Origin of the sequence: Propionicimonas sp. T2.31MG-18 (assembly GCF_964266745.1) — a bacterium.
In the GTDB taxonomy this organism is placed as follows: Bacteria; Actinomycetota; Actinomycetes; order Propionibacteriales; family Propionibacteriaceae; genus Propionicimonas.
Map to the genome: position 1 here is coordinate 13,949 of NZ_CAXWGX010000023.1, position 22,027 is coordinate 35,975.

At 69.3% G+C, this 22,027-nt stretch carries 12 protein-coding genes; 6 read left to right on the plus strand and 6 right to left on the minus strand.

Annotated features, from left to right (window positions below):
• Positions 1-66 precede the first annotated feature (66 nt).
• The 4 genes from ACFQQJ_RS08130 to ACFQQJ_RS08145 all read right to left on the minus strand — a co-directional run bounded on the left by ACFQQJ_RS08130 (position 67) and on the right by ACFQQJ_RS08145 (position 4,360).
• Entirely contained in the window at positions 67-300 is a 234-nt protein-coding gene (locus tag ACFQQJ_RS08130; protein WP_377105550.1) for a lipoyl domain-containing protein, read from the minus strand.
• Positions 297-1,322 (minus strand): alpha-ketoacid dehydrogenase subunit beta, encoded by a 1,026-nt coding sequence (locus ACFQQJ_RS08135; RefSeq protein WP_377105552.1) that lies wholly within the window; start codon positions 1,320-1,322, stop codon positions 297-299. Before ACFQQJ_RS08135 ends, ACFQQJ_RS08130 begins: the two co-directional genes overlap by 4 nt.
• Entirely contained in the window at positions 1,319-2,290 is a 972-nt protein-coding gene (locus tag ACFQQJ_RS08140) for a thiamine pyrophosphate-dependent dehydrogenase E1 component subunit alpha (protein ID WP_377105554.1), read from the minus strand. Before ACFQQJ_RS08140 ends, ACFQQJ_RS08135 begins: the two co-directional genes overlap by 4 nt.
• A gap of 93 nt (positions 2,291-2,383) precedes the next feature.
• Complete coding sequence (locus ACFQQJ_RS08145; protein WP_377105556.1) at positions 2,384-4,360, minus strand: FAD-dependent oxidoreductase; 1,977 nt, start codon at positions 4,358-4,360, stop codon at positions 2,384-2,386.
• A gap of 224 nt (positions 4,361-4,584) precedes the next feature.
• On the opposite strand from ACFQQJ_RS08145, the gene ACFQQJ_RS08150 reads away from it, so the two are divergent.
• On the plus strand, positions 4,585-5,622 hold the full coding sequence (locus tag ACFQQJ_RS08150) for a sodium:calcium antiporter (RefSeq protein ID WP_377105558.1): 1,038 nt from the start codon (positions 4,585-4,587) through the stop codon (positions 5,620-5,622).
• Positions 5,623-6,317: 695 nt separating this feature from the next.
• Positions 6,318-9,980 carry a MobF family relaxase gene (mobF, locus tag ACFQQJ_RS08155; RefSeq protein WP_377105559.1) on the plus strand — a complete coding sequence of 1,221 codons (3,663 nt, stop codon included), beginning with the start codon at positions 6,318-6,320 and terminating at the stop codon, positions 9,978-9,980.
• 42 nt (positions 9,981-10,022) lie between these two features.
• On the opposite strand, the gene ACFQQJ_RS08160 is transcribed toward mobF, so the two are convergent.
• A complete protein-coding gene (locus ACFQQJ_RS08160) occupies positions 10,023-10,595 on the minus strand; it encodes a PIN domain-containing protein (RefSeq protein WP_377105560.1) in 573 nt (190 codons plus the stop codon).
• A 4-nt stretch (positions 10,596-10,599) separates the two neighbouring features.
• On the minus strand, positions 10,600-10,977 hold the full coding sequence (locus ACFQQJ_RS08165; RefSeq protein WP_377105561.1) for a helix-turn-helix domain-containing protein: 378 nt from the start codon (positions 10,975-10,977) through the stop codon (positions 10,600-10,602).
• Positions 10,978-11,592: 615 nt separating this feature from the next.
• On the opposite strand from ACFQQJ_RS08165, the gene ACFQQJ_RS08170 reads away from it, so the two are divergent.
• From ACFQQJ_RS08170 to ACFQQJ_RS08185, 4 genes are all read left to right on the plus strand, one after another.
• Complete coding sequence (locus ACFQQJ_RS08170) at positions 11,593-12,453, plus strand: CPBP family intramembrane glutamic endopeptidase (protein ID WP_377105562.1); 861 nt, start codon at positions 11,593-11,595, stop codon at positions 12,451-12,453.
• On the plus strand, positions 12,450-12,914 hold the full coding sequence (locus ACFQQJ_RS08175) for a hypothetical protein (RefSeq protein ID WP_377105564.1): 465 nt from the start codon (positions 12,450-12,452) through the stop codon (positions 12,912-12,914). Before ACFQQJ_RS08170 ends, ACFQQJ_RS08175 begins: the two co-directional genes overlap by 4 nt.
• A 151-nt stretch (positions 12,915-13,065) precedes the next feature.
• Positions 13,066-13,914, plus strand: coding sequence for a MarR family transcriptional regulator (locus tag ACFQQJ_RS08180; protein ID WP_377105566.1), 849 nt, complete (start codon positions 13,066-13,068; stop codon positions 13,912-13,914).
• A 228-nt stretch (positions 13,915-14,142) separates the two neighbouring features.
• Positions 14,143-21,936 (plus strand): hypothetical protein, encoded by a 7,794-nt coding sequence (locus tag ACFQQJ_RS08185; protein WP_377105568.1) that lies wholly within the window; start codon positions 14,143-14,145, stop codon positions 21,934-21,936.
• The last annotated feature ends 91 nt before the right edge of the window (positions 21,937-22,027 follow it).

Here is a 22,027-nt window from a genome sequence, read left to right on the forward strand (position 1 = left end):
CGTTCCGCGATCCACGGCGATCGAACGGCCGCTTCTGTGACACCTCGATGTCGGGGCGTCTGCCGCTCAGCCGACCCGGGCGATAGCGGAACCCTGGGCGGCCGCGTCCCCTTCAGCCGTCAGAATGTGCACGACTCCGGACATCGGGGCCGCGACCTCCTGGGCGACCTTGTCGACCTGTACCTCGGCGAGCAGCTGGCCGGTGGTGACGACCTGGCCGTCAGTCACGAACCAGGTTGCCACCACCCCTTCGGCGTCCGGCCGCTCCCGCGACAGGGTGGGAAACAGGACGTCGGTCATGCACCGACGACCATCCGGATGGCGGCCTCGATCCGGTCGGGACGCGGGAGGATGGCGTACTCGAGGGCGTGGGCGTAGGGCACCGGCACGTCCGGGTTGCCCACTCTGACGACAGGCGCCTTGAGCAGGGACGGGTCGGCGTCTGTGATGGTTGCGGCCACCTCACCCGACATCCCGAAGGACAGGTAGTCCTCGTCGACGACGACCAGTCGTCCGGTCTTTGCCACCGACTGCAGGATCGCGTGCCGGTCAAGGGGCACGAGGCTCCGCAGGTCGATAACCTCGACGCTGATGCCCTGCGGGGCGAGCGCTTCAGCGACGTCGAGGCAGTGGTGCACGGACAGGGAGATCGTCACGACGGTCACGTCCGTCCCCTCCCTGGCGAGGTTGGCCGTGCCGATCGGCACCTCATAGGCCTCGGCAGGTACGTCGGCGATCGATCGGGGATTCTTCGCCATCCACGGCAGGCCCATCACGCCCTTGTGGAACATGTAGACGACGGGGTTGTCATCGCGGATCGCCGCGGTCATCAGCCCCTTGGCGTCGTAGGGATTGCTCGGCACCACTATCTTCATGCCGGGCAGATGGGCGAAGGTGCCCCACAGGCACTGGGAATGCTGGGCGCCGTCGGAGTAGCCGCCGCCGACGGCCATCGTCAGCACCATCGGCACTTTCACGTTGCCGCCCGATTCGAAGCCGATCTTCGCCATGTGGTTGTAGATCTGGTCCAGGCACACACCCATGAAGTCGGAGAACATCAGTTCGGCGATGGGTCGCATGCCCTCGGTGGCTGCCCCGATCGCGAGCCCGATGAAGGCGCTCTCCGAGATCGGGGTGTCGAGCACCCGGGACGGGCCGTACTTGTCGAGCAGTCCCGTGGTGGAGGAGAAGATGCCGCCGTACATGCCGACGTCCTCACCCAGGTAGATGACGCGCTCGTCGCGTTCCATCTCGAGGTCGATGGCCTGGACCATCGCCTTGGAGGTGGTCAGTCGCTCTGACCGCACTTCTGTGATTGTCATCGCGTCGACCTTTCGTTGAAGACGTAGTCGTGGGCGGTGGCGGGATCCGGAACGGGACTGGCCTTGGCGAAGGCGACAGCGTCCTCGACCCGCTCGCTGGCGGCGGCCCGGATGCGGTCGATGGCGGTCGCGTCCAGAACACCGGACGCGAGCAACGTGCTCTCGTAGGCCGGGATCGGGTCGTGGCTGGTGACCTCGGCGAGTTCGGGCCGGTAGCCCTGGGCGTCGCCCTCGAAGTGTCCCCACATGCGCAGGGTGTGGACTTCGATCAGGCTCGGACCGTCGCCGGCGCGGGCCCGCTGGACGGCTGTGCGTGCCGCCTCCCAGACGGCTTCGACGTCGTTGTCCTCGACACGGACGCCGGGCATGCCGTTGGCCCTTGCCCGGTCGGCGTTGTTGCCGACGGACGTGGACACCGTCCGTGGCACCGAGATTCCCCAGTCGTTGTCCTCGACGACGAACACGACCGGCAGCTTCCACAGCGCGGCCAGGTTCAGCGATTCGTGGAAGGCGCCCTGGTTGGCCGCGCCCTCACCGGTGACCGCGACCGCGATCGCGTCCTTGCCCTGCCGCTGAAAGGCGAAGGCCATGCCCAACGCCGGCGGGTATCCCTCAGCGATGATGCCCGAGCAGGAGAAGTGCGTGTCAGGGTCGAAGAGGTGCATGTGGCCACCCCGCCCCCTGCCGAGGCCATCGACGCGGCCGAAGATCTCGGCGGTCATCCGTCGCAGGTCGACACGGTGGGCGATCGCGAAATGGTGCGGACGGTGGGTGGCTGTGACGGCATCCGCCGTGGTGAGGTGCGCGCACACGCCTGCCGCGACCGGCTCCTGACCGGCCGAGAGGTGCATTTCGCCGGGAACCAGCCCCTTGCCGATGTCGAAACCGGGGCCCTTGTCCGCGTGGTACTCGCGGAGGATGGCCTCCTCGAAGGTCCGTGACAGGACCATCATCTCGTACAGGGACACCCTCACTTCTGGGGAAAGGGTGCCTTTGGACTCAACCGGTGGTGACTTGATGGTTGACATGGTGTCTCCAACGACGATGTGTGATTACCGCTACTACCGGGTGCCCCCGGCGGGGACCAGGCGCGGGTCGGCGCCGGTCGTGGGGTCGCCAGGCGGTTCGCGCCCGATGGACAACCCGCAGACGAAGCCGTCCCGGCTGGCCTTGAGGCCGTCGGCCGCCTCGACGGCATCCCCGACCACGCGGATGTCGCCGACCGTCCCGATGGCATCGAGCACGGCACGGTCAGGTGTCATGCCGAGTGCCAGGACGACGGTGTCGCACTCCACGGTGCGCTGGGTCGCGTCCTGAACGACCTGGATCCCGCCGTCGAGGAAGCCGGTGATGGTGGCACCGACGACGGTGCGCACGTGGCGGCGATCGAACTCCTTCAGCAGGTGCTCGCGCCGCGCGCCGCCCTCTTCGAGGGCGACCGCTTCGCGCTGCTCGACGATCGTGACCTCGCGCCCGATGGTGGCCAGGTGCAGGGCGGTCTCGCTGCCGATCATGCCGCCGCCGGCCACCACAACCCGGTGACCGACGGGTGCGTGGCCGGTGAGGACGTCGCACGCCTCGACCGTTGTCTCGATGCCCGGCAGTTGTGGACGCAGGTGCCTGGCACCGGCGGCGTAGACCACGACGTCGGGGTGCTCGGCTGCGACAATCTCCGCAGTGGCGGCCGAATTGAGCACCACGCGGACTCCCAAGCGGCCGAGTTCCTCGCCCAGCCAGGTGATGTAGCTGGTCAGCTCGCCCTTGCCGGGAGGGATGGCACCGACCTGGAAATGGCCGCCCAGCTGGTGGCCGCGTTCGAGCAGGACGACGTCGTGACCGCACAGCGCGGCGCCCCGGGCGGCCTCCAGCCCGGCGGGGCCACCGCCCACCACCAGCACGCGCTTCCGGATCGCCGCGGGTTGCACCTCCTGCGCAGCCTCGTAGCCGCAGGTGGGGTTGACCAGGCACCGGATCGGCTGGTTGCCGAACAGGATGTCGATGCAGCCCTGGTTGCAGCCGATGCACTGCCGGATGCGGCTGGCGTGGCCCTCGATGTACTTGCGGGGAAGGTCCGGGTCGGCGAGTGCGGCCCGGCCGAACGAGATGAGGTCGGCCTGGCCCGCGGCGAGGATGTCCTCGGCGATGTCGGGGTCCTTGATCCGGCCGACCACTTGGACGGGAATGTGCACGACCTGCTTGATCTCGGCGGCGTAGCCGGCCAGCCAGCCGTACGGGGTGCCGAGCGGCGGGATGATCGCGGGTGTGCTTTCGTAGGTGCCGGCGCTGATGTGCAGCAGGTTCACCCCTGCGGCTTCGAGGTGCCGGCAGATGGCCTTGGTCTCGGCGATTTCGCGGCCGCCGGTGACGAACTCGTCGGCGGAGATGCGGAAGGAAACGGCGAAGTCGCGACCGCATTTGGCCCGGATGTCGGCGATGATCTGCAGCGGGAACCTCAGCCGGTTGACGAGCGGTCCGCCGTAGGCGTCGGTGCGCTTGTTGGAGTAGGCCGACATGAATTCGGCGATCAGGTAGCCGTGGGCACCGTGCACTTCCACGCCGTCGAAGCCGGCCTGCTGTGCGCGGTGTGCCGCGTCGCCGAACTGGCTGACGATGGTGGTGATCTCTTCTGGCGTCAGCTCGTGCGGTTGCTCGCCCATCACCGGGCATGCGAGTGCGGACGGAGCGACGGGTTGGGCACCGATGATGGCCGAGGAGGTCTGGCGGCCGCAGTGGTACAGCTGGACGAAGATCGTTGCGCCGGCGGCGTGGACTCGGCGAGCGAGCTCGCTGTGGGGCGCGACCTGTTCGTCCTTCCAGAGGCCGGCACACCAGAATCCGCGTCCGATCGGGTCGACGGCGTAGTTCTCGGTGATAATCAAGCCGAATCCGCCACGAGCTCGAGCCTCGTGATAGGCGATGTACTGCTCGGTCGGCATTCCATCGTCATCGCAGTAACAGGTGACCATCGGGGCCACCGCCATTCGGTTCTTCAGTTCGAGCGTCCCCACCCGGAGCGGGGACAGGAGAGTGGATGACATGACACCTCCCCTGCGGTTCCGGCGAGGCGTCGTTGTCTCGCTGTGGGCCCCGACCGGGGCGCCGGGGCGCCACCTCCAACGCTACGCCGATTTTGGACGACGCGTCGGAAATCGAGGACTGTTCAACCCCGGCTCAGGCGTCGCGACATGCCAGTTCGGAGGGACCGGTCCGCTGACCTGCCGCTTGGGATACGTTCGAAGAGAGTCCGATCCGGGAGACCCCGATGAGCGATACCCTCGCCGTTCTCGGCTTCTTCCTTTGTGGTGCCGTCATCTTTCTCGCCGGCGGGCGACTATCCCTTTACGGCGAGCGGATCGGCGAGCTGAGCGGTTGGGGCGGCGCCTGGGTGGGTCTGATCCTGATGGCCTCGGTTACCTCGCTTCCTGAACTCCTGGTGGGGATCAGTTCCGTCGCGTTGGTCGGGTCGCCGGATCTCGCCGTCGGGGACGTGCTCGGCAGCTGCGCGATCAACCTGCTCATCCTCGCCAGCCTGGACGCGTTCGTGCCCCGCAGGCGCCGGCTCTTCGGGATCGCCTCCAACTCCCACGTGCTGGCAGCCGCACTGGGCATCGTGCTGCTGTGTGCCGTCGGGATCGGCCTCCTGACGCGCGACGCCCTCGCCATCACCCCGTGGATCGGCGCGTCCTCCCTGATCTTCCTCGTGCTCTACCTGGCCTCAGTACGACTCATGTTCCGCCACGCCCGCGGACTGCGTGGCGACACGACCCAACCGGCACTCGACGAGGAACTCGAACCTGAGCCGGTCACGGGCATCCTGAGACTCAGTCCCCGCCAGCTTGGCGTCCGGTACAGCCTCTTCGCCGTGGTGGTGGTCGTTGCTGCCGTGCTGCTGCCACCCACGGCCGAAGCCGTCGTGCGGATGACCGGTCTCCAGGAGTCGTTCGTGGGCACTGTCTTCCTCGCCCTGTCGACATCGCTTCCCGAACTCGCAGTCAGCCTCAAGGCCGTCCGAATCGGGGCGATCGACCTGGCCGTCGGGAACATCCTCGGCTCCAACCTGTTCAACATCCTCATCCTGGCCTTCGACGACCTCGCCTACACCCAAGGCCTTCTTCTGGCCGATGCCTCGGCCAGCCACATTTTCACCGTTGTCACGGTCATCGCAATGTCTGCCGTCGCGATCATCGGCCTCACCCAGCACCAGCCCCGCAAGAGGTTCGTCCTCGCCTGGGACGCCGTCCTGATCCTGGTCGCCTACATCGGCAACGCTGTGCTACTCCTCACCATCCAGCCCCGCTGAAGTCCACAGCTGCGAGGATCTCACTCCGACCAGTTCCATCGACATGCACACCCGGTCGACGAAACCTGTCGACGACGGGACGTGTTCGGCGATCGAGTCCTTTGCACGACGGTTGATTGCTGGTCCTCGTCCTGACCCAAAGGCCATGCGTGGCACCGACGCGAGTGCCGCGGCGGCCAACTTCTGCAAGCCAGACCTGCGTCAAGTCCAGATCGACCGCCTTGTCGCGGCTACTAGTGATCGATTTCGGCTTAGCTGAGCGAAGGCAACGACGGCTCCAGCCAGTGCGAGCGACCCGAAGATGACCAGAAGAACGTCTTGCCACGAGTCCGCACTGCAAAGCGTTGCGACCACCGCGACAAGGGAGGCCATCACGGCAAGCGATGATGCTGAGCCGATGAGCCAGGCAGCTGCCACTCCCCACCGGGGACGCCAGGCGGCTCCGACCGCCGAAGTCTCTCAAGGTTGAGGGATCACCCCACCAATCTGGGTGGATGGATCGATCGGACTGGGCCACTCCTGCCACAGTCTTCCGATCTCCAACCGAAATGACCCACCTGCATTCGGCTTACGGACGTTTCGGCGCATAGGCGGACGCCCAGTGCCCGATGACATTCCCGATGCCCCTGCCCCAAGGGCTCAGAATCGACCGGTCGAGTTGGACCCGCCCTCCAGCGCTCGGTCCCCAGGAGTTAGTGGACAACAAGACGCTTGATGTGCAAGCAGCCGAGCGGGCGCACGTAATGTACCATTGGGATGTGGCTATCACCGGCATGGGCATCGTGCGGGCGGCGGGCGCCGCCGGGTACGTGAAGTACCTGTCCGAGTGCGGCCATTCGCGCCCGGACGAGTACTTCTCGGAGCATGGGCACGCGGTGGTGACCTGGCGCGGTATTGGTGCAGACGGGAAATTGGTCGAGCGGCAGCTGACGGCGGAGGAGTTCGGCCGGTTCATGGCCGGTCTGGATCCAGAGACCGGCGCTTCCCGGTGGGCGCAGCGGGTGGAGCCGGAGCACGTCGCGGCGATCGACTTCCTAGTGAACGGGCCGAAGGAGTGGAGCATCCTCGCCGTTCTCGACCCGGGCGTGCAGGCCGCGCTGTTGCTGGGCCAGGTGAACGCCGAGCGGGCCGTGCTGCAGTACTTGTGGGAGAACGGGACGGTGCAGGTGAAGCAAGCCGGCCAGGTGGTGCGGGTGCCGGTGGAGCGGATCGAGATCGCGTCGGTGCAGCATTTCTCGTCCCGGGCGGGGGACCCGCATTTCCACCGGCACATGGAGATCTCGGCCCGGGTGTGGGCGGCGGGAAAGTGGCGGGCGCTGGACTCCTTGGGGGCGAGAAACCTGAACGTGGCCGTGCAGGCGATCTTCCATCGCGAGCAGTTGCGCGCGCTGCGGCCGGAGTTCGCCCGGCTCGGCTATGAGGTAGACGAGGTCGGTCAGATCGCGCTGCTCCGGCCGGTGGTGGAGGCGATGAGCCGACGCGCGGCCCAGGTGGAGCGGAACCTAGCGGTGATCGAGGCCGCGTGGCGGGTGGAGCATCCAGGGCAGGAGCCGACCGCAAGGATTCTGCGGAAGTGGGGCGTGTTGGCGTGGGAGAAGCAACGACCATACAAGGGCGAGCCTGGCGCTTTGGATGCTGAGCTGGCGGTGTGGGCTGCTCGGATCGGCGAGTTGATGGTCGAGCACGGGATCACTGAACCCGTCCCGGGGAGTGTTGTCGACAGGCGGGTCAGTGTGGCCGAGTTCGACCGGGACGCGCTGGCGGCTCAGTTGGTGGAGACGCAGGGTCTGAGGCGGTCGGCGTGGTCGCGGGCGGATCTGGAGGCGGCAGCGATCATGGCCGTCGAGGGGCGGGTGCGTGGGGATCGTGCCGCGGTCGACGAGCTGGCTGGGGATGTGGTGGCCCGGGCGTTGGGGGAGTCCCGGCTGTTGCCGTCGGTCGCCGACGGTAGGCCATCGACGGCAGTGAAGTGGTGGACCAGCCCTGCGGTCGCGGAGCGGGAGAACGAGCTGCGCGCCGGGCTGGCCGTCCTGGCTGACAATGGCCGGTTGAGTGTGGTCGAGGGCGCCGCCGGTGTGGGGAAGACGACCAGCCTGGCGGCCTACCTCGAGGAGGCATCCGTGGCGGGCCGGCGGGTCGCCGTGGTCGCTCCCACGGGGGCGGCGGCCCTCGTTGCTGCAGGGGCTGGTGTGGAGGCGTCCACGGTGGACTCGCTGCTGGGGCGGTACGGCTGGGACAAGAACACGGCCGGGAGCTGGGTCTGGGCCGAGTCCCACAAACGGCCGCGGGAGCCGCTGCCGCCCGGTAGCAGGCTCGTGATCGACGAAGCTGGCATGGTGTCCCAGGACGCCGCCCGGGCGCTGGTCACCCTCGCCGCCGTGTGCGGCTGGCAGGTCCGGGTCCAGGGTGACTCGTTCCAGTTCTCCGCGGTCGGCGTGGGCGGTGTCATGGAGATCGCCAAGGGTGCCGCGCAGCCCGACCGGGTGGCCCTGCTGGAGGATGCCAGCGACGTCCACCGCTTCCGGACCGCAGACGGTGGCCGGGATGAGGCCTTTGCGGCGCACAGCATCGCGATCCGGAGTGGAACCGACCCCGAAGCGACCGCCGCGCGGGTGATGGATCGCGCGACGGTGTACGCCTCCGAGGCCGAGCGTCAGACGGCGATCGCGCAGGTGTGGGCCGAGCGTGCTCATGCCGGGACGGGGTTGGTGATCGCCGGCACCAATGCGGACGTGCAGCAGCTGAATGGGCTGATCGCCGACCGGCTGCGCACGGTCGGGATCGTGACCGGTGACACGGTCGCGACCGCACCGCGGGGGGAGTGGGCCTCGGAGACGATCAGCGAGGGCGACATCGTCGCGACCCGGGTCAACGGCGTCGATGAGGCCGGTCACCGGTACGCGAACCGGGAACGCTGGCGGGTCGACGCCCTGGACGATGTCGGGGCGTACCTGATCAGCCTCGACGGCCGCCGCGAGTTGCGGCTGTCGGTCGGCGCGGCGCGCGAGCAGCTGCAACTGGCGTATGCGGTGACCGGGTACGGCGCCCAAGGGGTCACGGTCAACGAGGCTGTCCTGTTGGTCGCCGAGGGCATGGACCGTCCGTCGTTCTATGTGGGCTCGACCCGCGGCCGCTACACCAACCAGGCCGCGATCCTCGCCACCGATGGGGACGCGAACCTGGCGCGCGCGCAGGTAGAGGCGATCCTGTCCCAGCCTGGCGCCGATACAGGATGGCGTGCCGCCGACCTGGCCGCAGCCGCCGACCGGCAACGGATGGGCGACCTCGTCGACATGCCCAGCCGCCACGTCCCCTCGATCGGTGGCGGCCAGGTCGCCGAGGCTGCCGAGGCTGCCGAGCAGATCGCACGGGACGCCGACTGGCCGAGCGAGGTTCGCGATCCCCACCTGTTCGATCGGGCACTCGCCTACCTCGACCGGCTGCAGCGGCAGCGGGCTGTCGACGCCGGCCAGCAGGAGGCCAGCCTGGAGCAGCTGCGAGGCACGCTCGCCAAGGCCATAGACGCCAACCGACAGGCAGCGTCCAGGGTGGCCAGTGCGACGCGCGGGGTCGGGCAGGCCGAGAAGGCCACAAAGGCTGCGCAGGAAGCCGTGATGGCCGCGGAGGACCGCCTCCGGCACGCGAACCCGTTCAATCGCGGCAGCCGCGAGCGTGACCTCACCGCCGCCCGCGACACGCTCTGGGCCGCCCGGCATGCCGAGACCGGCCAGCGCATTCGTCACGCCGAACTCACCCAGATCGCCCAACGGCAGCAGGAAGCCACCCGCCGGCTCTCCCGCGAGGTCGAACTCGCCGAAACCCAACTTGGCTGGCTGCGCGGCGAGCGGCACCAGCTCACCCTCGACCTGATGCCGCTGCCCGGCGTGGAATACCAGCAGTCGTACAGTCGCGCCGACCTCGAAGCGCTCCGGGACATCTGGCTCGCCGAACCCCAGCCCCGCGACACGGCCGACCCGGTTCGGGCGATCATCGACCTCGTCAACGACGACCGCCACATCGCCGACCTCGCCACCCCCAGCCAGTGGCACACCCTCGCCGACGCAGCCAGCCCTGATGACCTCGTTTGGGGCGGCGACTACGACAGGCCCTGGCTGCGAGGTTTACGCCAACCCCTCGTCGGCTGGCTGGGCGACCAAGCGAGCCGCCTCGCCAGCGACCCCCAGTGGCACGAGTCGGCCGACCCGCTCACCAGCCGCTGGACCACCATCGAGCAGGCCTCCGAGACCCGGCGCGCCCAACTCAAGCCCAGCCGGCCGCCCGCCGACACGCGGATCGACCCACACGGAGAACCCCCGCGGCTCGGCCGACCCGGACCCGACCTCACCCCCGGTTGGTGAGCTCATGTCCGCTTGCCGCATTCGCTGACATGCCGGGGGCGATCAGCGCGGGAGGTATGGCCGGAGGCGTTCGGCGAACCGCGGCGCACCGGCAGTGGAGATCTTGTCGGCCAGCTCTTGGGGAGTCATTGGGGGGTTCTTCTTGCTCTCCGCCGCGCGGATGAACGATTCGAGAACGCCTTGGCTGCGGTGGGTGAGTAGTTCGCAGAGGAAGTCGTCGGAGGTGCTGACTTTGACGCCGGCGGCCAGGACCGGTTTGGTGCGCAGGTGCTTGAGGTTGCGGGTGAGCAGCACGTCGACGTCGCCGTGGATCGCGGCGGCGGCGTGCACCCGGTCGTCGGGGTCGGGTGACAGTTCGTCGGTGATCTTGTCGTCGTACAGGGCCGGGTCGATGCGGTACCGGCCGAAGTAGGTGCGCACCGCGGCCGCCACGGAGGCGGCCGATTCCGGGGTGCGTTTGCCCTCGCGGACGATGACGTCGATCCACTCCTCGAGGATCTGGTCGGTCCATACCCAGGTGAACAGGAAGTCCTCGGCGAGGGTGAGCAGCACGTCCATGATCGTGAACGGGAACAGCTCGCTGGTGTCGATGAAGACCCGCTGCAGTCGCGCCACCCGGCTACTCCCCGAGGGCGGCGCGGATCGCGTCGCCTCCGGCGCGGCGCTGGTCACGTTCGGCGGCGATGTCGATGGCGTCCTGGACCCGGATGCGGCGGTGGCGGCTACCGGGCAAGCGGCGGAAGGCGAGCACGCCGTCGGAGCAGAGTCGGTCGACGAACTGGCGGGTTACGCCGAGGATGGCGGCGGCCTGGGCGGGGGTGACTTCGTCCTCGGCGCGGAGCACCACGACGCGGGCGCCGTGGGCGACATCGTCGAGCATCGCGCGCACGGCGGCCTCGACCGGGGTGTCGCCGCTGAGGCGGTCGGCCAGGTGTTTCGCGTCGGACCGGATGGTGGGGTCGCTCGGGTCCAGGGTGGCGAGCGGGTGGGTTGTCATGTCCTCCATGGTACGCACAAGTGCAATAACAGCAACCTCCGGTGGGGATGCGGCAGACATTCTCGACTCCCCAGAGGCGATCGCCGCATAGCCTCGACATCGCCCGTTGAGGAAGCACGCGACGAGCCCGGGAGACTGTCGATCCGACTCCCAGGGTTGGGCCAGACGGCACCGGACCGAGGGCTTGGGAGAGCGCCCGGAACACGGATTTGGTGTCGGTCGCGGGGGGCTTGGGAGTCCGCAGGGAGTCCGCAAAATCTGCAGCTGCCCCAAACGCCGCCAACCTGCCAAACTGAGAAATGCCTAGTCAAGTGCGGTTTGCCAACCTGGCCAACATGACCAATTCCGGCCATTTAGGCCGAAAACAGAATCCGGCTTACAGGCCGACTCGTCCCAAAACCGGTGTCTGGCGAGGACAAACCGGCCCTCTGCGGCGGGCGCCGCGAGCCGAAGTGCATCCAGTGCCTTCGCGGCCCGCGACCGGCCCGTCCTCGCGTCGGCATCGGCACGCCATCGACCGGGGTCTCATGGTTGACACGGAAGATCGGCTCTCTACGATTTCGTCCACGGACTGTGGATCGGCTCATGTCCGGATCTCTCGGAACAGGAGCCGCCGTGGACGAGCTCAACCCGACAGGCCCTGTCTCGCCGCCGCTCGACCGGGCGACGGCGACGCGCACCAAAGGCTACGGTGCCCAACTGGCGTGGTACTTCGGTGGCGTGGTCGTGGTGTACCTGGCGGGTGTCGCGGCCCTCTGGCCAGCGGATGGCGGGGCCCCGTCGTCGATGGTCTTTCTGGTGGTCATGTTTGCCCCGACGGTGGGCGCCCTGCTGGCACGCGTTCTCGCCGGCGGACGCATCCAGTGGGGCATGGCGACCTGGTGGATCCTGGCCGGCCTGGTGCCGTCGGCCACCGTCCTCCTGACCTACCTCCTCGGGGCCGGCCTCGGGTGGTACCACCTCGACGCCAGCCTCCTCGGCTCCGCCCTCCTCGTCGCGCCGGTCTCGATCCTCAGCGCGTGCCTGTCCGCGGTCGGTGAGGAGATCGGCTGGCGCGGCTTCCTCTGGCCTGCGGTCCGCCAGCGTGCCGACTTCTGGCGGTCGAGCCTCATCGTCGGAGTGGTGTGGTGGCTCTACCACGTGCCCCTCATCCTCCTCGGCTGGTACGGATCAGTCAGCGGTCTTCCCGCCTTCACGGTGGCGATCGTCGGGTTCGTCCTGTTCGTCGGTGTCCTCACCGACCGCTCACACTCGCTCTGGCCGAGCGTGCTCGCGCACGGCGCGTGGAACGCGGTCGTCGCCACCTCGTTCGCCGTGATCACGGGAGCCACCAGGATGCCGGCGTTCTCGGGGGCCGAGGCGCTGCTGGGCGAGTTCGGCTGGGTGGCCGCTGTGACTGTCCTCGCCCTCGGGGCGGGCGTCGCGATGTGGCACACCCGCACGAGCGCACAGGCTTCGGCGGAGGAATCGCCATGAGGCGCACCACCTGGCGGCACCTGCCGGTCGCTGGACTGGTCCTCTTCGCCACGCTGGCGCTGGTCGGGTGCCAGGCAGGTCCCCAGCAAGTCCAGCCCGGAAGCTACCGGCTCTACGCAACGTCCGCCGGGGCGACCGTCCCGCAGGGCACCAGCCTGGACGTCGCCACCGGCACGGTTGCCCTCACGTCGCCGGCCGGCAGGACCGACTTCGTGGTGGGCGGCGACGTTCCCGAGGCCGTCCTGTGCCCGCCGTCGGGGAATGGCAAGGCGCGCACTCTCGACAAGGCGATGGCCGTGGGCGACCTGACGCTCGCACGTCCGGCGATCTTCGGCGACTGCGGTTCCACGCGTCCGGTGCGCGTCACCGTCGTGGACCTGGACACCCGGACCGGAGCCAGGAACACGATCGGCTTCCGCAGCTGGGCCGAGTTCTGCCGGGTGGGTGACGCCGACTGCTGAGCGAGTGAAGCCGGGGCCGGCCACGGCGAGCGGACACCGAACGCGTGCGTGTCCGCCCCTGGAGTCAGCGACCCGACACGACCCATGGCGGGCCGCGACATTGAGGAGTGCGTCGACCGGGCCGCGAGCTGGCGTCGAGTACGCTCACGGGGTGGAGGGGACAGTCTCGATGATTCGTTCGGCAGCAGCGAAGGATGCGCTCGCTGCCCTTGCGGGCCTGGCCGACCTGAGCGGGGACCTCACTGCCATCATGCAGGAGAGTCTCACGCCGAGGGTGACGTCGAACCGCCTGGTGCAGGTGCTGCTGATCGTGGCACTGTCGCCCGGCATCTCACCGGCCGCAGTGGCCGATCGCATGGGGTCGTCCCGGAGCCTTGTTGCCCAGTTGCTGCGGAGGCTGATCGCAGAGGACCTGGTGCTGAAGGTGGCGGCGGAAGAAGATCACCGCTTCGCTCTTCTGCTGCTGACCGATCGTGGGACGGAGCGGGTGGAGGATCTGGAACGCGCACTCACCGAGTACTTCGCGTGTCACCGGGACGCCGTTGGTGCCATCCTCTCCCTTCTCGGCGTTGATCCCCACGAAGCGGTGGCTGCCACGGGCTCGATGCTGGGGGCCACCGCCGCCATCGCCGGAGCGGCGTCCGGCTATGTCCGGGCGGCGACACAGGTCTTCAGCCACGTGGGACTCGGTAGTGAAGCTCGTCTGGCACTCACCATGATTGCCGGAGAAGGTCCCCAGCAGCCGACCGACCTGGCTCGGCGGCTACGGGTCACCTCGGGAGCCGTCAGCGGCATCGTTGACCGGCTGGTCGCGACGCGCCTGGCCAGGAGGAACCTCGAGCCGGGCCTCGCCGATGGCCGCGCCGTGCTGGTGGAGCTCACGCAGGCCGGGCAGGCGATGGCGGCGGAGCTTGCCGCGGCGCTCGAACCCCACGCCACCGCCATCGGCGAGGCGTTGCGGTCCGCATGCGCTGTCGGTACTCGGGTGCCTGCGAACTGAGGATGCGCGGGGTCACGCGACCATACCGGCGCTTTCGGCGCGCGCTACGTCGCCCCGGATTGAGACGCCTGCCCGCCTTTGGGCCTCTGGGTGCGCCGACCATGTAGTTTAGCCTGCTAAGGGTTTCTCCCGGCGGTGTCGGATCGGCATCTGTCCCGTTGGCGCCTCGTCCCCAGGTGACCCCGACGCGGGGACGCCTGATCCGCTGACGCCTGTTCAGGAGTAAAGATGAGTCGCCAGATGTCGATCGCCCGATTCCTGTCGCTGGCGCTCACCACCACGCTCGCGGTCAGTCTTCTCCCGTTCGCGCCAGGCGTGGCGACCGCGGCGCCGGTGAACGGCACGGCGCTGCTGAACGAGGACTTCGGCGGTGCGACGGTGACCAATCCGGCGATCCGGGCCCTGGACGACGCGTGTCTGACCCGGTCCACGACCCAGCCGCCGGCGACCGACCCGAGCGTGTCGAACCTGGGCAAGTGCCACCACACCACGAACAGCCCAGGGCCCGGGGTGGACCCTGGCTACCTGCAACTGACGGACAACGCCAACAACCGGCGTGGCGGCATGGTGTACAACCAGGCGCTGCCGGGCAACGCGGGGATCCAGGTCGAGTTCCAGCAGTTCCAGTACGGCACGGAACGGGCGGGTGCGGACGGAATCACGTTCTTCCTGGTGGACGGATCGTTGAACCTGGCCAGCACCGGTGCCTACGGCGGCTCGCTCGGTTATGCACAGCGCAACAACGAGCCCGGGGTGCTCGGCGGGTACCTGGGCGTCGGACTCGACGTGTTCGGCAACTACGCCAATGACGGGGAGTCGCGCGGACGCGGGTGCGCTCCCGGAGACCGGTCGCCGGTCCCGGGGAGTCGGCAGATTCCGAACTCGGTGGTGATCCGGGGCCCCCAGGCGTCGGGAGATCCTTCCGGACGGACGGGCTACTGCTATCTCGACGGCACCCTGAACTCCTCGGCCAGCCGCACGACCTTGCCCGGGAGCCTGCGTGGACCGACGATCCCGCGCAACTCGAGCGCGGTGCCGAATGGTGCTCGCAGGGATGTGCGGATCACGGTCAGTGAGGACCGCTTCCCGACGGTCACGGTCGAGATCGACTTCCTCGACGGCCGCGGCTACCGCAACGTCCTCAACTACCGGATGACGACGCCCGCCCCGGCGACCTGGAAGTTCGGCCTCGCCTCCTCCACCGGGGGCAACCGCGACGTCCACCTGATCCGGACGATCAAGGTGCAGACCGTGGTGCCGCTGAACGCGATCAACCTGGTCAAGCAGGTGGACCGCACCCAGCAGCAGCCGGCAACCTACGCGGTCGGCGACACGATCCCGTACCAGTTCGTCGTGACGAACGCCGAGGCGAACGCGCTCAGCAACGTGGCGGTGAGCGACCCGAGGATCGCGAACACCTCCTGCCCGCGCACCACCCTCGACCCGGCGGGGTTCCCGGGCGCAACCATGACCTGCACGGGTACCTACACCGTCCAGCCCGGTGACGCGGCGGGAAGGACCACGCTCACCAACACCGCCCTGGTCAAGGCCACAACCACGACCGGCGGAACCGTGCAGGACACGGACACTGTCACGGTCGACCTCACCCCGACCCCCGACCTGACGATCAGCAAGACCGCCGCGCTCAATGACGCCAACGGCAACAACGTTGCCGACGTGGGCGAGACGGTCGACTACAGCTTCGCGGTGACCAACACGGGCAACGTGACGATCACGGGCATCGCCGTCCAGGACCCGAGCCTGAGCGGGCTCGCCTGCGACGCGGTCAGTCTGGACCCGGGCGACGCCACCGCCTGCCACGCCGCCGGCTACACCGTCACCCAGGCCGACGTGGACGGGGGCGTGCCGCTGCACAACTCCGCGACCGTGACCGGCCGGCCGCCGACCGGGTCCACGATCACGCGAGGGCCGTCGACCACGGACGTGCCGGTGCCCGCGGCGAACCCGAAGCTGCAGCTCGTCAAGACGCCCCACCTGAGCGACACGAACGCCAACGGTGCGGCGGACCCCGGAGAGACCGTCAGCTATGACTTCACGCTCACGAACCTGGGCAACGTCACCCTGGGCGCCGTCGTGGTGAGCGACCCGAAGGTGCCGGGAATCACCTGCCCGGCGAGCACGCTGGCGCCGGGCGCCTCGACGACCTGCACGGGCCCCGCCTACACCGTGACCCAGGCAGACTCGGACGCCGGGGTGGTCGCGAACACCGCGACCGGGACGGGCACACCCCCGTCCGGCACACCGGTGACCGCGCGGGGTGACAGTTCGGTGCCCACCCGGCCCGCGCTGCCGAAGCTCACCCTGGAGAAGACGCCGACGGTGCACGACACGAACGGCAACGGGATCACCGACGTCGGTGACACCGTCGACTACGGCTTCCTGGTCGCGAACCGGGGCAACGTCACGATCACCGGGATCAGCGTCGTCGACGCAAAGGTCGGCACGGTGACCTGCCCACAGAGCATCCTGGCCCCACAGGAAGCGATGACCTGCACCGCGACAGGCTATGTCATCACGGCCGCCGACGGCGCCTCGGGAGCTGCGGACAACACCGCCGGAGCCATCGGGACGCCGCCCGGCGGCGGCAACGTGACCGCCTTCGGCACCTCGCGAGTGCCGGTCCAGCAACCGGCCCCCCAGATCACGCTCGCCAAGCTGGCCCACCTCAACGACACCAACAGCAACGGCCTGGCCGACCTCGGCGAGACCATCGACTACAGCTTCGGCGTGCGGAACACCGGCAACGTGACCCTCACCGGCGTGACGGTGGACGACCCGAAGGCGGGCCCGGCAACCTGCCAGGCGACCACCCTCCTTCCGGGCGCCTCGACTGCCTGCACAGCGGCGACCTACACGGTGACCCAGTCCGACCTTGACGCCGGCTCGGTGCAGAACACCGCGACCGCCACCGGCACGCCGCCGGGCACCACCACCCCGGTGCCGAGCCAGCCGAGCTCGACCACCGTCCCGGCGCTCAAGCCCAACCCGGGCCTCGCGCTCACGAAGACGGCCAGCCTGAACGACACCAACGGCAACCACCTCGCCGACCTCGGCGAGACGATCGACTACGGGTTCCGTATTCGCAACACCGGCAACGTGAGCCAGTCCGCAGTCGGGGTCACTGATGCGAAGGTGGGTCCGGTCACCTGCCCGGCGGGCGATCTGGCCCCGCAGCAGAACATCGACTGCGTGGCGGTCACGTATTCCGTTACCCAGGCAGACGTCGACGCGGGTGCCGTGGACAACTCCGCGACCGCGGTCGGCACGCCGCCGGGCGGCGGCACCACCACCAGCCCGCCAGCCACCACGCGGACGCCCACGGCGACCGCAGACCCGGGTCTTGCCCTGGGCAAGACCGCCACGCTGCACGACACCAACGGCGACGGTCTCGCCGAACTGGGCGAGACGATCACCTACTCCTTCACCGTCCGGAACACCGGCAATGTGACCATCGCCGGGATCACCGTCGACGATCCCAAGGCGGGCACGGCCACCTGCTCCGCCACCCCGCTCCCGCCGGGGCAGACGATGGACTGCACTGCCGCCGACTACACGGTCACCCAGGACGACGTGGACGCCGGCCAGGTCGCCAACTCCGCCACAGCCGGTGGTACCCCACCGGGCGGTGGCACGGTGAAGAGCCCCCCCGCCCACCACGTGGTACCGGTGAAGACGCCGCAGCCCGCGCTGACGCTGGCCAAGGCCGCCGACCTCAACGACACCAACGGCGACGGCCTTGCCCAGCCCGGGGAGACCGTCCGCTACACCTTCGTGGCGACCAACGCCGGTGACGTCACCCTGACCAGCCTCAGTATCACTGACGACCGGGCCGGGTCGGTCACCTGCACTCCGACGACGATCGCGCCCGGGGCCACGGCCGCCTGCGCAGCCGATGCCCCGTACACCGTCACCCAGGCCGACGTGAACGCCGGAGTGGTGGCGAACGAGGCCTACGCCACCGCCCAGCCACCGGGCAACACCGACCCGGTCGAGAGCAACCACCCGCACGCCAACGTGCCGGTTGAAGCCCCCGACCCCCAACTGACGATTGCCAAGACCGGCCAGATCATCGACGACGACGGGAACGGCCTGGCCGACGTCGGTGAGCACATCGACTACGGCTTCACCGTGACCAACGTCGGCAACGTCACCATGACGGGCGTCGGCGTGGACGACGCGATGCTCGGGCCAGTCGCCTGCACACCGGCCACCCTCGCGCCCGGCGCCCACGCCGACTGCGCGGCCGCGCCCTACACGGTGCAGCAGGCAGACATCGACCGGGGCTACGTGGGCAACTCCGCCACCGCCCACGGCACCCCGCCGACCGGCCCGAACGTCCCGAGCCAGCCGAGCATCGTGATCATTCCCGCGGAGACACCGCAGCCGCTGCTCACCCTGTCGAAGACAGCGACGCTGGTGAACGACACCAACGGGATCGCCGACCTCGGCGACCACATCCGCTACACCTTCACCGTCACCAACGGCGGCAATGTGACGATGTCCGACCTCCAGGTGCACGACGCCACGGCGGGCCCGGTCACCTGTGACGCGACCGTGCTGGCGCCGGGGGTGAGCACCTCGTGCCAGGCGGACGCCGAGTACGTGGTGACCCAGGCCGACGTCGACACCGGGCGTGTGGAGAACGTCGCGCGGGCCGACAGCCGCACTCCCGGCGACCTGCTCGTGCCCAGCAACCTGGCCCGCACCGCACTGGGCACCACCTTGCCCGCGCCCGGGCTGTTCGTGGCCAAGACGGCCGCCCTGAACGACCTCAACGGCAACGGCACCGCCGATGTGGCCGAGACCATCGGCTACTCCTTCGAGGTGCGCAACACCGGCACAGTGACGCTCACCGGCGTGGCGATCGTCGACCCGGTCGCCGGTTCCGCCACCTGCGCGGCAACAACGCTCGCCCCCGCGGAGACCACCATATGTACCGCGGACGCACCGCGCCCCGTCACCCAGGACGATCTCGACGCCGGCCGCGTGCGCAATACTGCCACCGCCACCGGCGTCCCGCCGGGCGGGGGCACGGTTCCCAGCAGACCGTCCACCACCGAGGTGAAGACGACCCCGTCCGCGCCCGGCCTGGTCGTGGTCAAGACGCCGGCGCTGAACGACGCCAATGGCAACCACGTCGCGGACGTCGGGGAGACGATCAGCTACGGCTTCACGATCACCAACACCGGCAACGTCACGCTGACCGCTGTCGCCGTCGACGACCCGACCGCCGGGTCCGTGACCTGCGCCGCGACGACCCTCCCGCCCGGTGCGTTCACCACCTGCACCGCGGACACCGCCCACACCGTCACCCAGGCTGACGTCGACCACGGGTCGGTGGACAACACCGCCCGTCCGACCGGGACCACGCCGGACGGGGGCTTGTTCACCGGCCCGCCGTCCAAGTCGGCCGTGCCCACCGCACGATCCGCTCCCGGGCTGACGGTCACCAAGGGCCACACCCTGACCGACAGCAACGGCAACGGCACCGCCGATGCGGGGGAGAGGATCACCTACGGGTTCGTGGTGACCAACACCGGCAACGTCACGATCACCGGCGTGGCCGTCGACGACCCGAAGGCGGGCGCGGCGACCTGCTCGCCGACCACGCTCGCACCCGGTGCGCAGTCGACCTGCACCGCCGACGCGGACTACGTCGTGACCCAGGTCGATGTCGACCACGGCTTTGTCGCCAACACGGCGACCGCCACCGGGACGCCCCCCACCGGGCCGGACACGACCAGCCCTCCGGTCACGCACAACGTCCCGACGACGCCGGCGCGTCCGGGGATCACGGTGGTGAAGACCGCGACGCTCGTCGACGGCAACGCCAACTTCGTCGCCGATGCCGGTGAGACCATCGAGTACTCCTTCGTCCTCACCAACACCGGCAACATCACCCTCGACCCGGTCGGTGTCGACGACCCGTCGGCGGGAACGGTCACCTGTGTCGCGATGAGCCTGGCGCCCGGAGCGTCCACGACCTGCACCGCGCCCGATCACACCGTGACCCAGGCCGACGTCGATCTCGGCTACGTGGAGAACACCGCCACCGGCACCGGCACCACCCCCGGGGGGACGCCGATCACGAGCCCGCCCGACACCCGCCGGGTCCCCACCGTGCAACCGCTGCCCGGGATCACCCTGGTCAAGCACGCCGTGCTCATCGACGACTCTGGCGGCACCCCCGGGCTGGCGGACGTCGGCGAGACCGTCAGCTACTCGTTCACCGTCACGAACACGGGCAACGTGAGCCTGACCGGTGTGGGCGTCAGCGACCCCAAGGTCGGGCCGGTCACCTGCGCTCAGGCCGGCCTGGCGCCGGGGGAGTCCACCACCTGCTCAGCCGCCGACTACACGGTCACCCAGGCCGACGTCGATGCGGGGACCGTCGCCAACACCGCCACCGGTACCGGGACGCCGCCCACCGGGAGGCCGCCGACCAGCACCAGCACCGTGCACGTGCCGGCCGTGCCGCAGAAGCCGCTGCTCGCCGTGCAGAAGACGGCCGCACTGCACGACGGCAACGGCAACAGCCTGGGCGACGTCGGCGAGACGATCTCCTACGCCTTCACGATCACCAACACCGGCAACGTGACGCTGACCGGCGTCCAGGTGAACGACGCCCTCGCGGGCGCGGTGACGTGTGCGGTGAGCATCCTCGCGCCGGGGGAGTTCACCAGTTGCGCGTCCGCCGACTACACGATCACCCAGAGCGACGTGGATCGGGGGTTCGTGGAGAACTCCGCCACCGCGACCGGCGTCCCGCCGTCGGGCACCCGGACTCCGCCGAGCCTGCCCGGCGTGACCACCACCGCCACGGTCTCCCCGGTGCCGGGCCTGGCTCTGGTCAAGACCGCGACGCTCACCGACACCAACGGCAACGGTGTGGCGGACATCGGTGAGCAGGTCGCCTACACCCTGAGCGTCACGAACACCGGGAACGTGACCCTCACCGGGATCGCCGTCGACGACGCGAAGCTCGCCGGGGTGACCTGCCCGTCCGGCCCGCTCGCGCCGGCCGCGACGATCGACTGCACGGGCTCCTACACGGTCACTCAGGCCGACATCGATGCTGGTGCCGTGGCGAACTCGGCGACGGCCACCGGGACGCCACCGACCGGGCCGCGGACGACGAGCCCGCCGGGGACCTCGTTGGTACCCACCCCGGTCCAGGACCCGCGGCTGCACGTGGTGAAGACGGCCCAGCTCGACGACGCGGACGGCAACGGCTGGGCAGACCTCGGCGAGACCGTCCGGTACGCCTTCGTCGTCACCAATACCGGCAACGTGACCCTGACCGGGGTCGGGGTCGACGACCCGAAGCTCGGCGCCGTGCCCTGCGTGGCAGCAACCCTCGCGCCGGGGGAGTCGACCGATTGCGGCCCGGCCACCTACACCGTGACCCAGGCCGACATCGACGCGGGGTACGTGCACAACTCGGCCACCGGCGGCGGCAACCCCCCGATCGGGCCGCGCGTCCCCTCGCTGCCGTCGACCACCGACATTCCCGCCCTCCAGCGCACCACCGGGCTCGCGATCATCAAGCTGGCGCAGCTGAACGACACCAACGGAAACCGCCGCGGTGACGCCGGCGAGACCATCACCTACGCGTTCCTGGTCTGGAACACCGGGAACGTGACGATGACCGATGTGGCGGTGGACGACGTGCTCGCGGCTGCGGTCACCTGCCCGCAGACCACCCTCGGCCCGTACCGAGCCGGATCCGTCATGGTGTGCAGCGCCGACGCTGACCACCTGATCACCACCGCGGACGTACGCCGGGGCTCTGTGGTGAACACGGCCACAGCCACGGGCCGAACGCCCGGGGGAACGATGCTGACCTCCACGCCGTCCACGACGACGACTCCGACCCGCCCGGGACTCGCGCGAACCGGTGGCGACCCGTGGTTGCTCGTGTCCCTCGGTTTCGTGATGGTCCTGGCAGGCGCAGCGCTCGTCCGTTCTCGCGGACGTCGTCGGCGCGGGGTGAACTCGTGATCGAACCACGACTGCCACACATTGCGCCTGCCACCTGGACCCGAGTGAGGCGAGGCATGTGAGAGGCGCAAGTAGGGCGCGGCTCGTCACC

Excerpts from the sequence above, each read along its gene's own strand:
- ACFQQJ_RS08130 (WP_377105550.1), bottom strand. The coding sequence starts at position 300 with ATGACCGACGTCCTGTTTCCCACCCTGTCGCGGGAGCGGCCGGACGCC.
- ACFQQJ_RS08135 (WP_377105552.1), bottom strand. The coding sequence starts at position 1,322 with ATGACAATCACAGAAGTGCGGTCAGAGCGACTGACCACCTCCAAGGCG.
- ACFQQJ_RS08145 (WP_377105556.1), bottom strand. The coding sequence starts at position 4,360 with ATGTCATCCACTCTCCTGTCCCCGCTCCGGGTGGGGACGCTCGAACTG.
- ACFQQJ_RS08150 (WP_377105558.1), top strand. The coding sequence starts at position 4,585 with ATGAGCGATACCCTCGCCGTTCTCGGCTTCTTCCTTTGTGGTGCCGTC.
- ACFQQJ_RS08165 (WP_377105561.1), bottom strand. The coding sequence starts at position 10,977 with ATGACAACCCACCCGCTCGCCACCCTGGACCCGAGCGACCCCACCATC.
- ACFQQJ_RS08175 (WP_377105564.1), top strand. The coding sequence starts at position 12,450 with ATGAGGCGCACCACCTGGCGGCACCTGCCGGTCGCTGGACTGGTCCTC.
- ACFQQJ_RS08185 (WP_377105568.1), top strand. The coding sequence starts at position 14,143 with ATGAGTCGCCAGATGTCGATCGCCCGATTCCTGTCGCTGGCGCTCACC.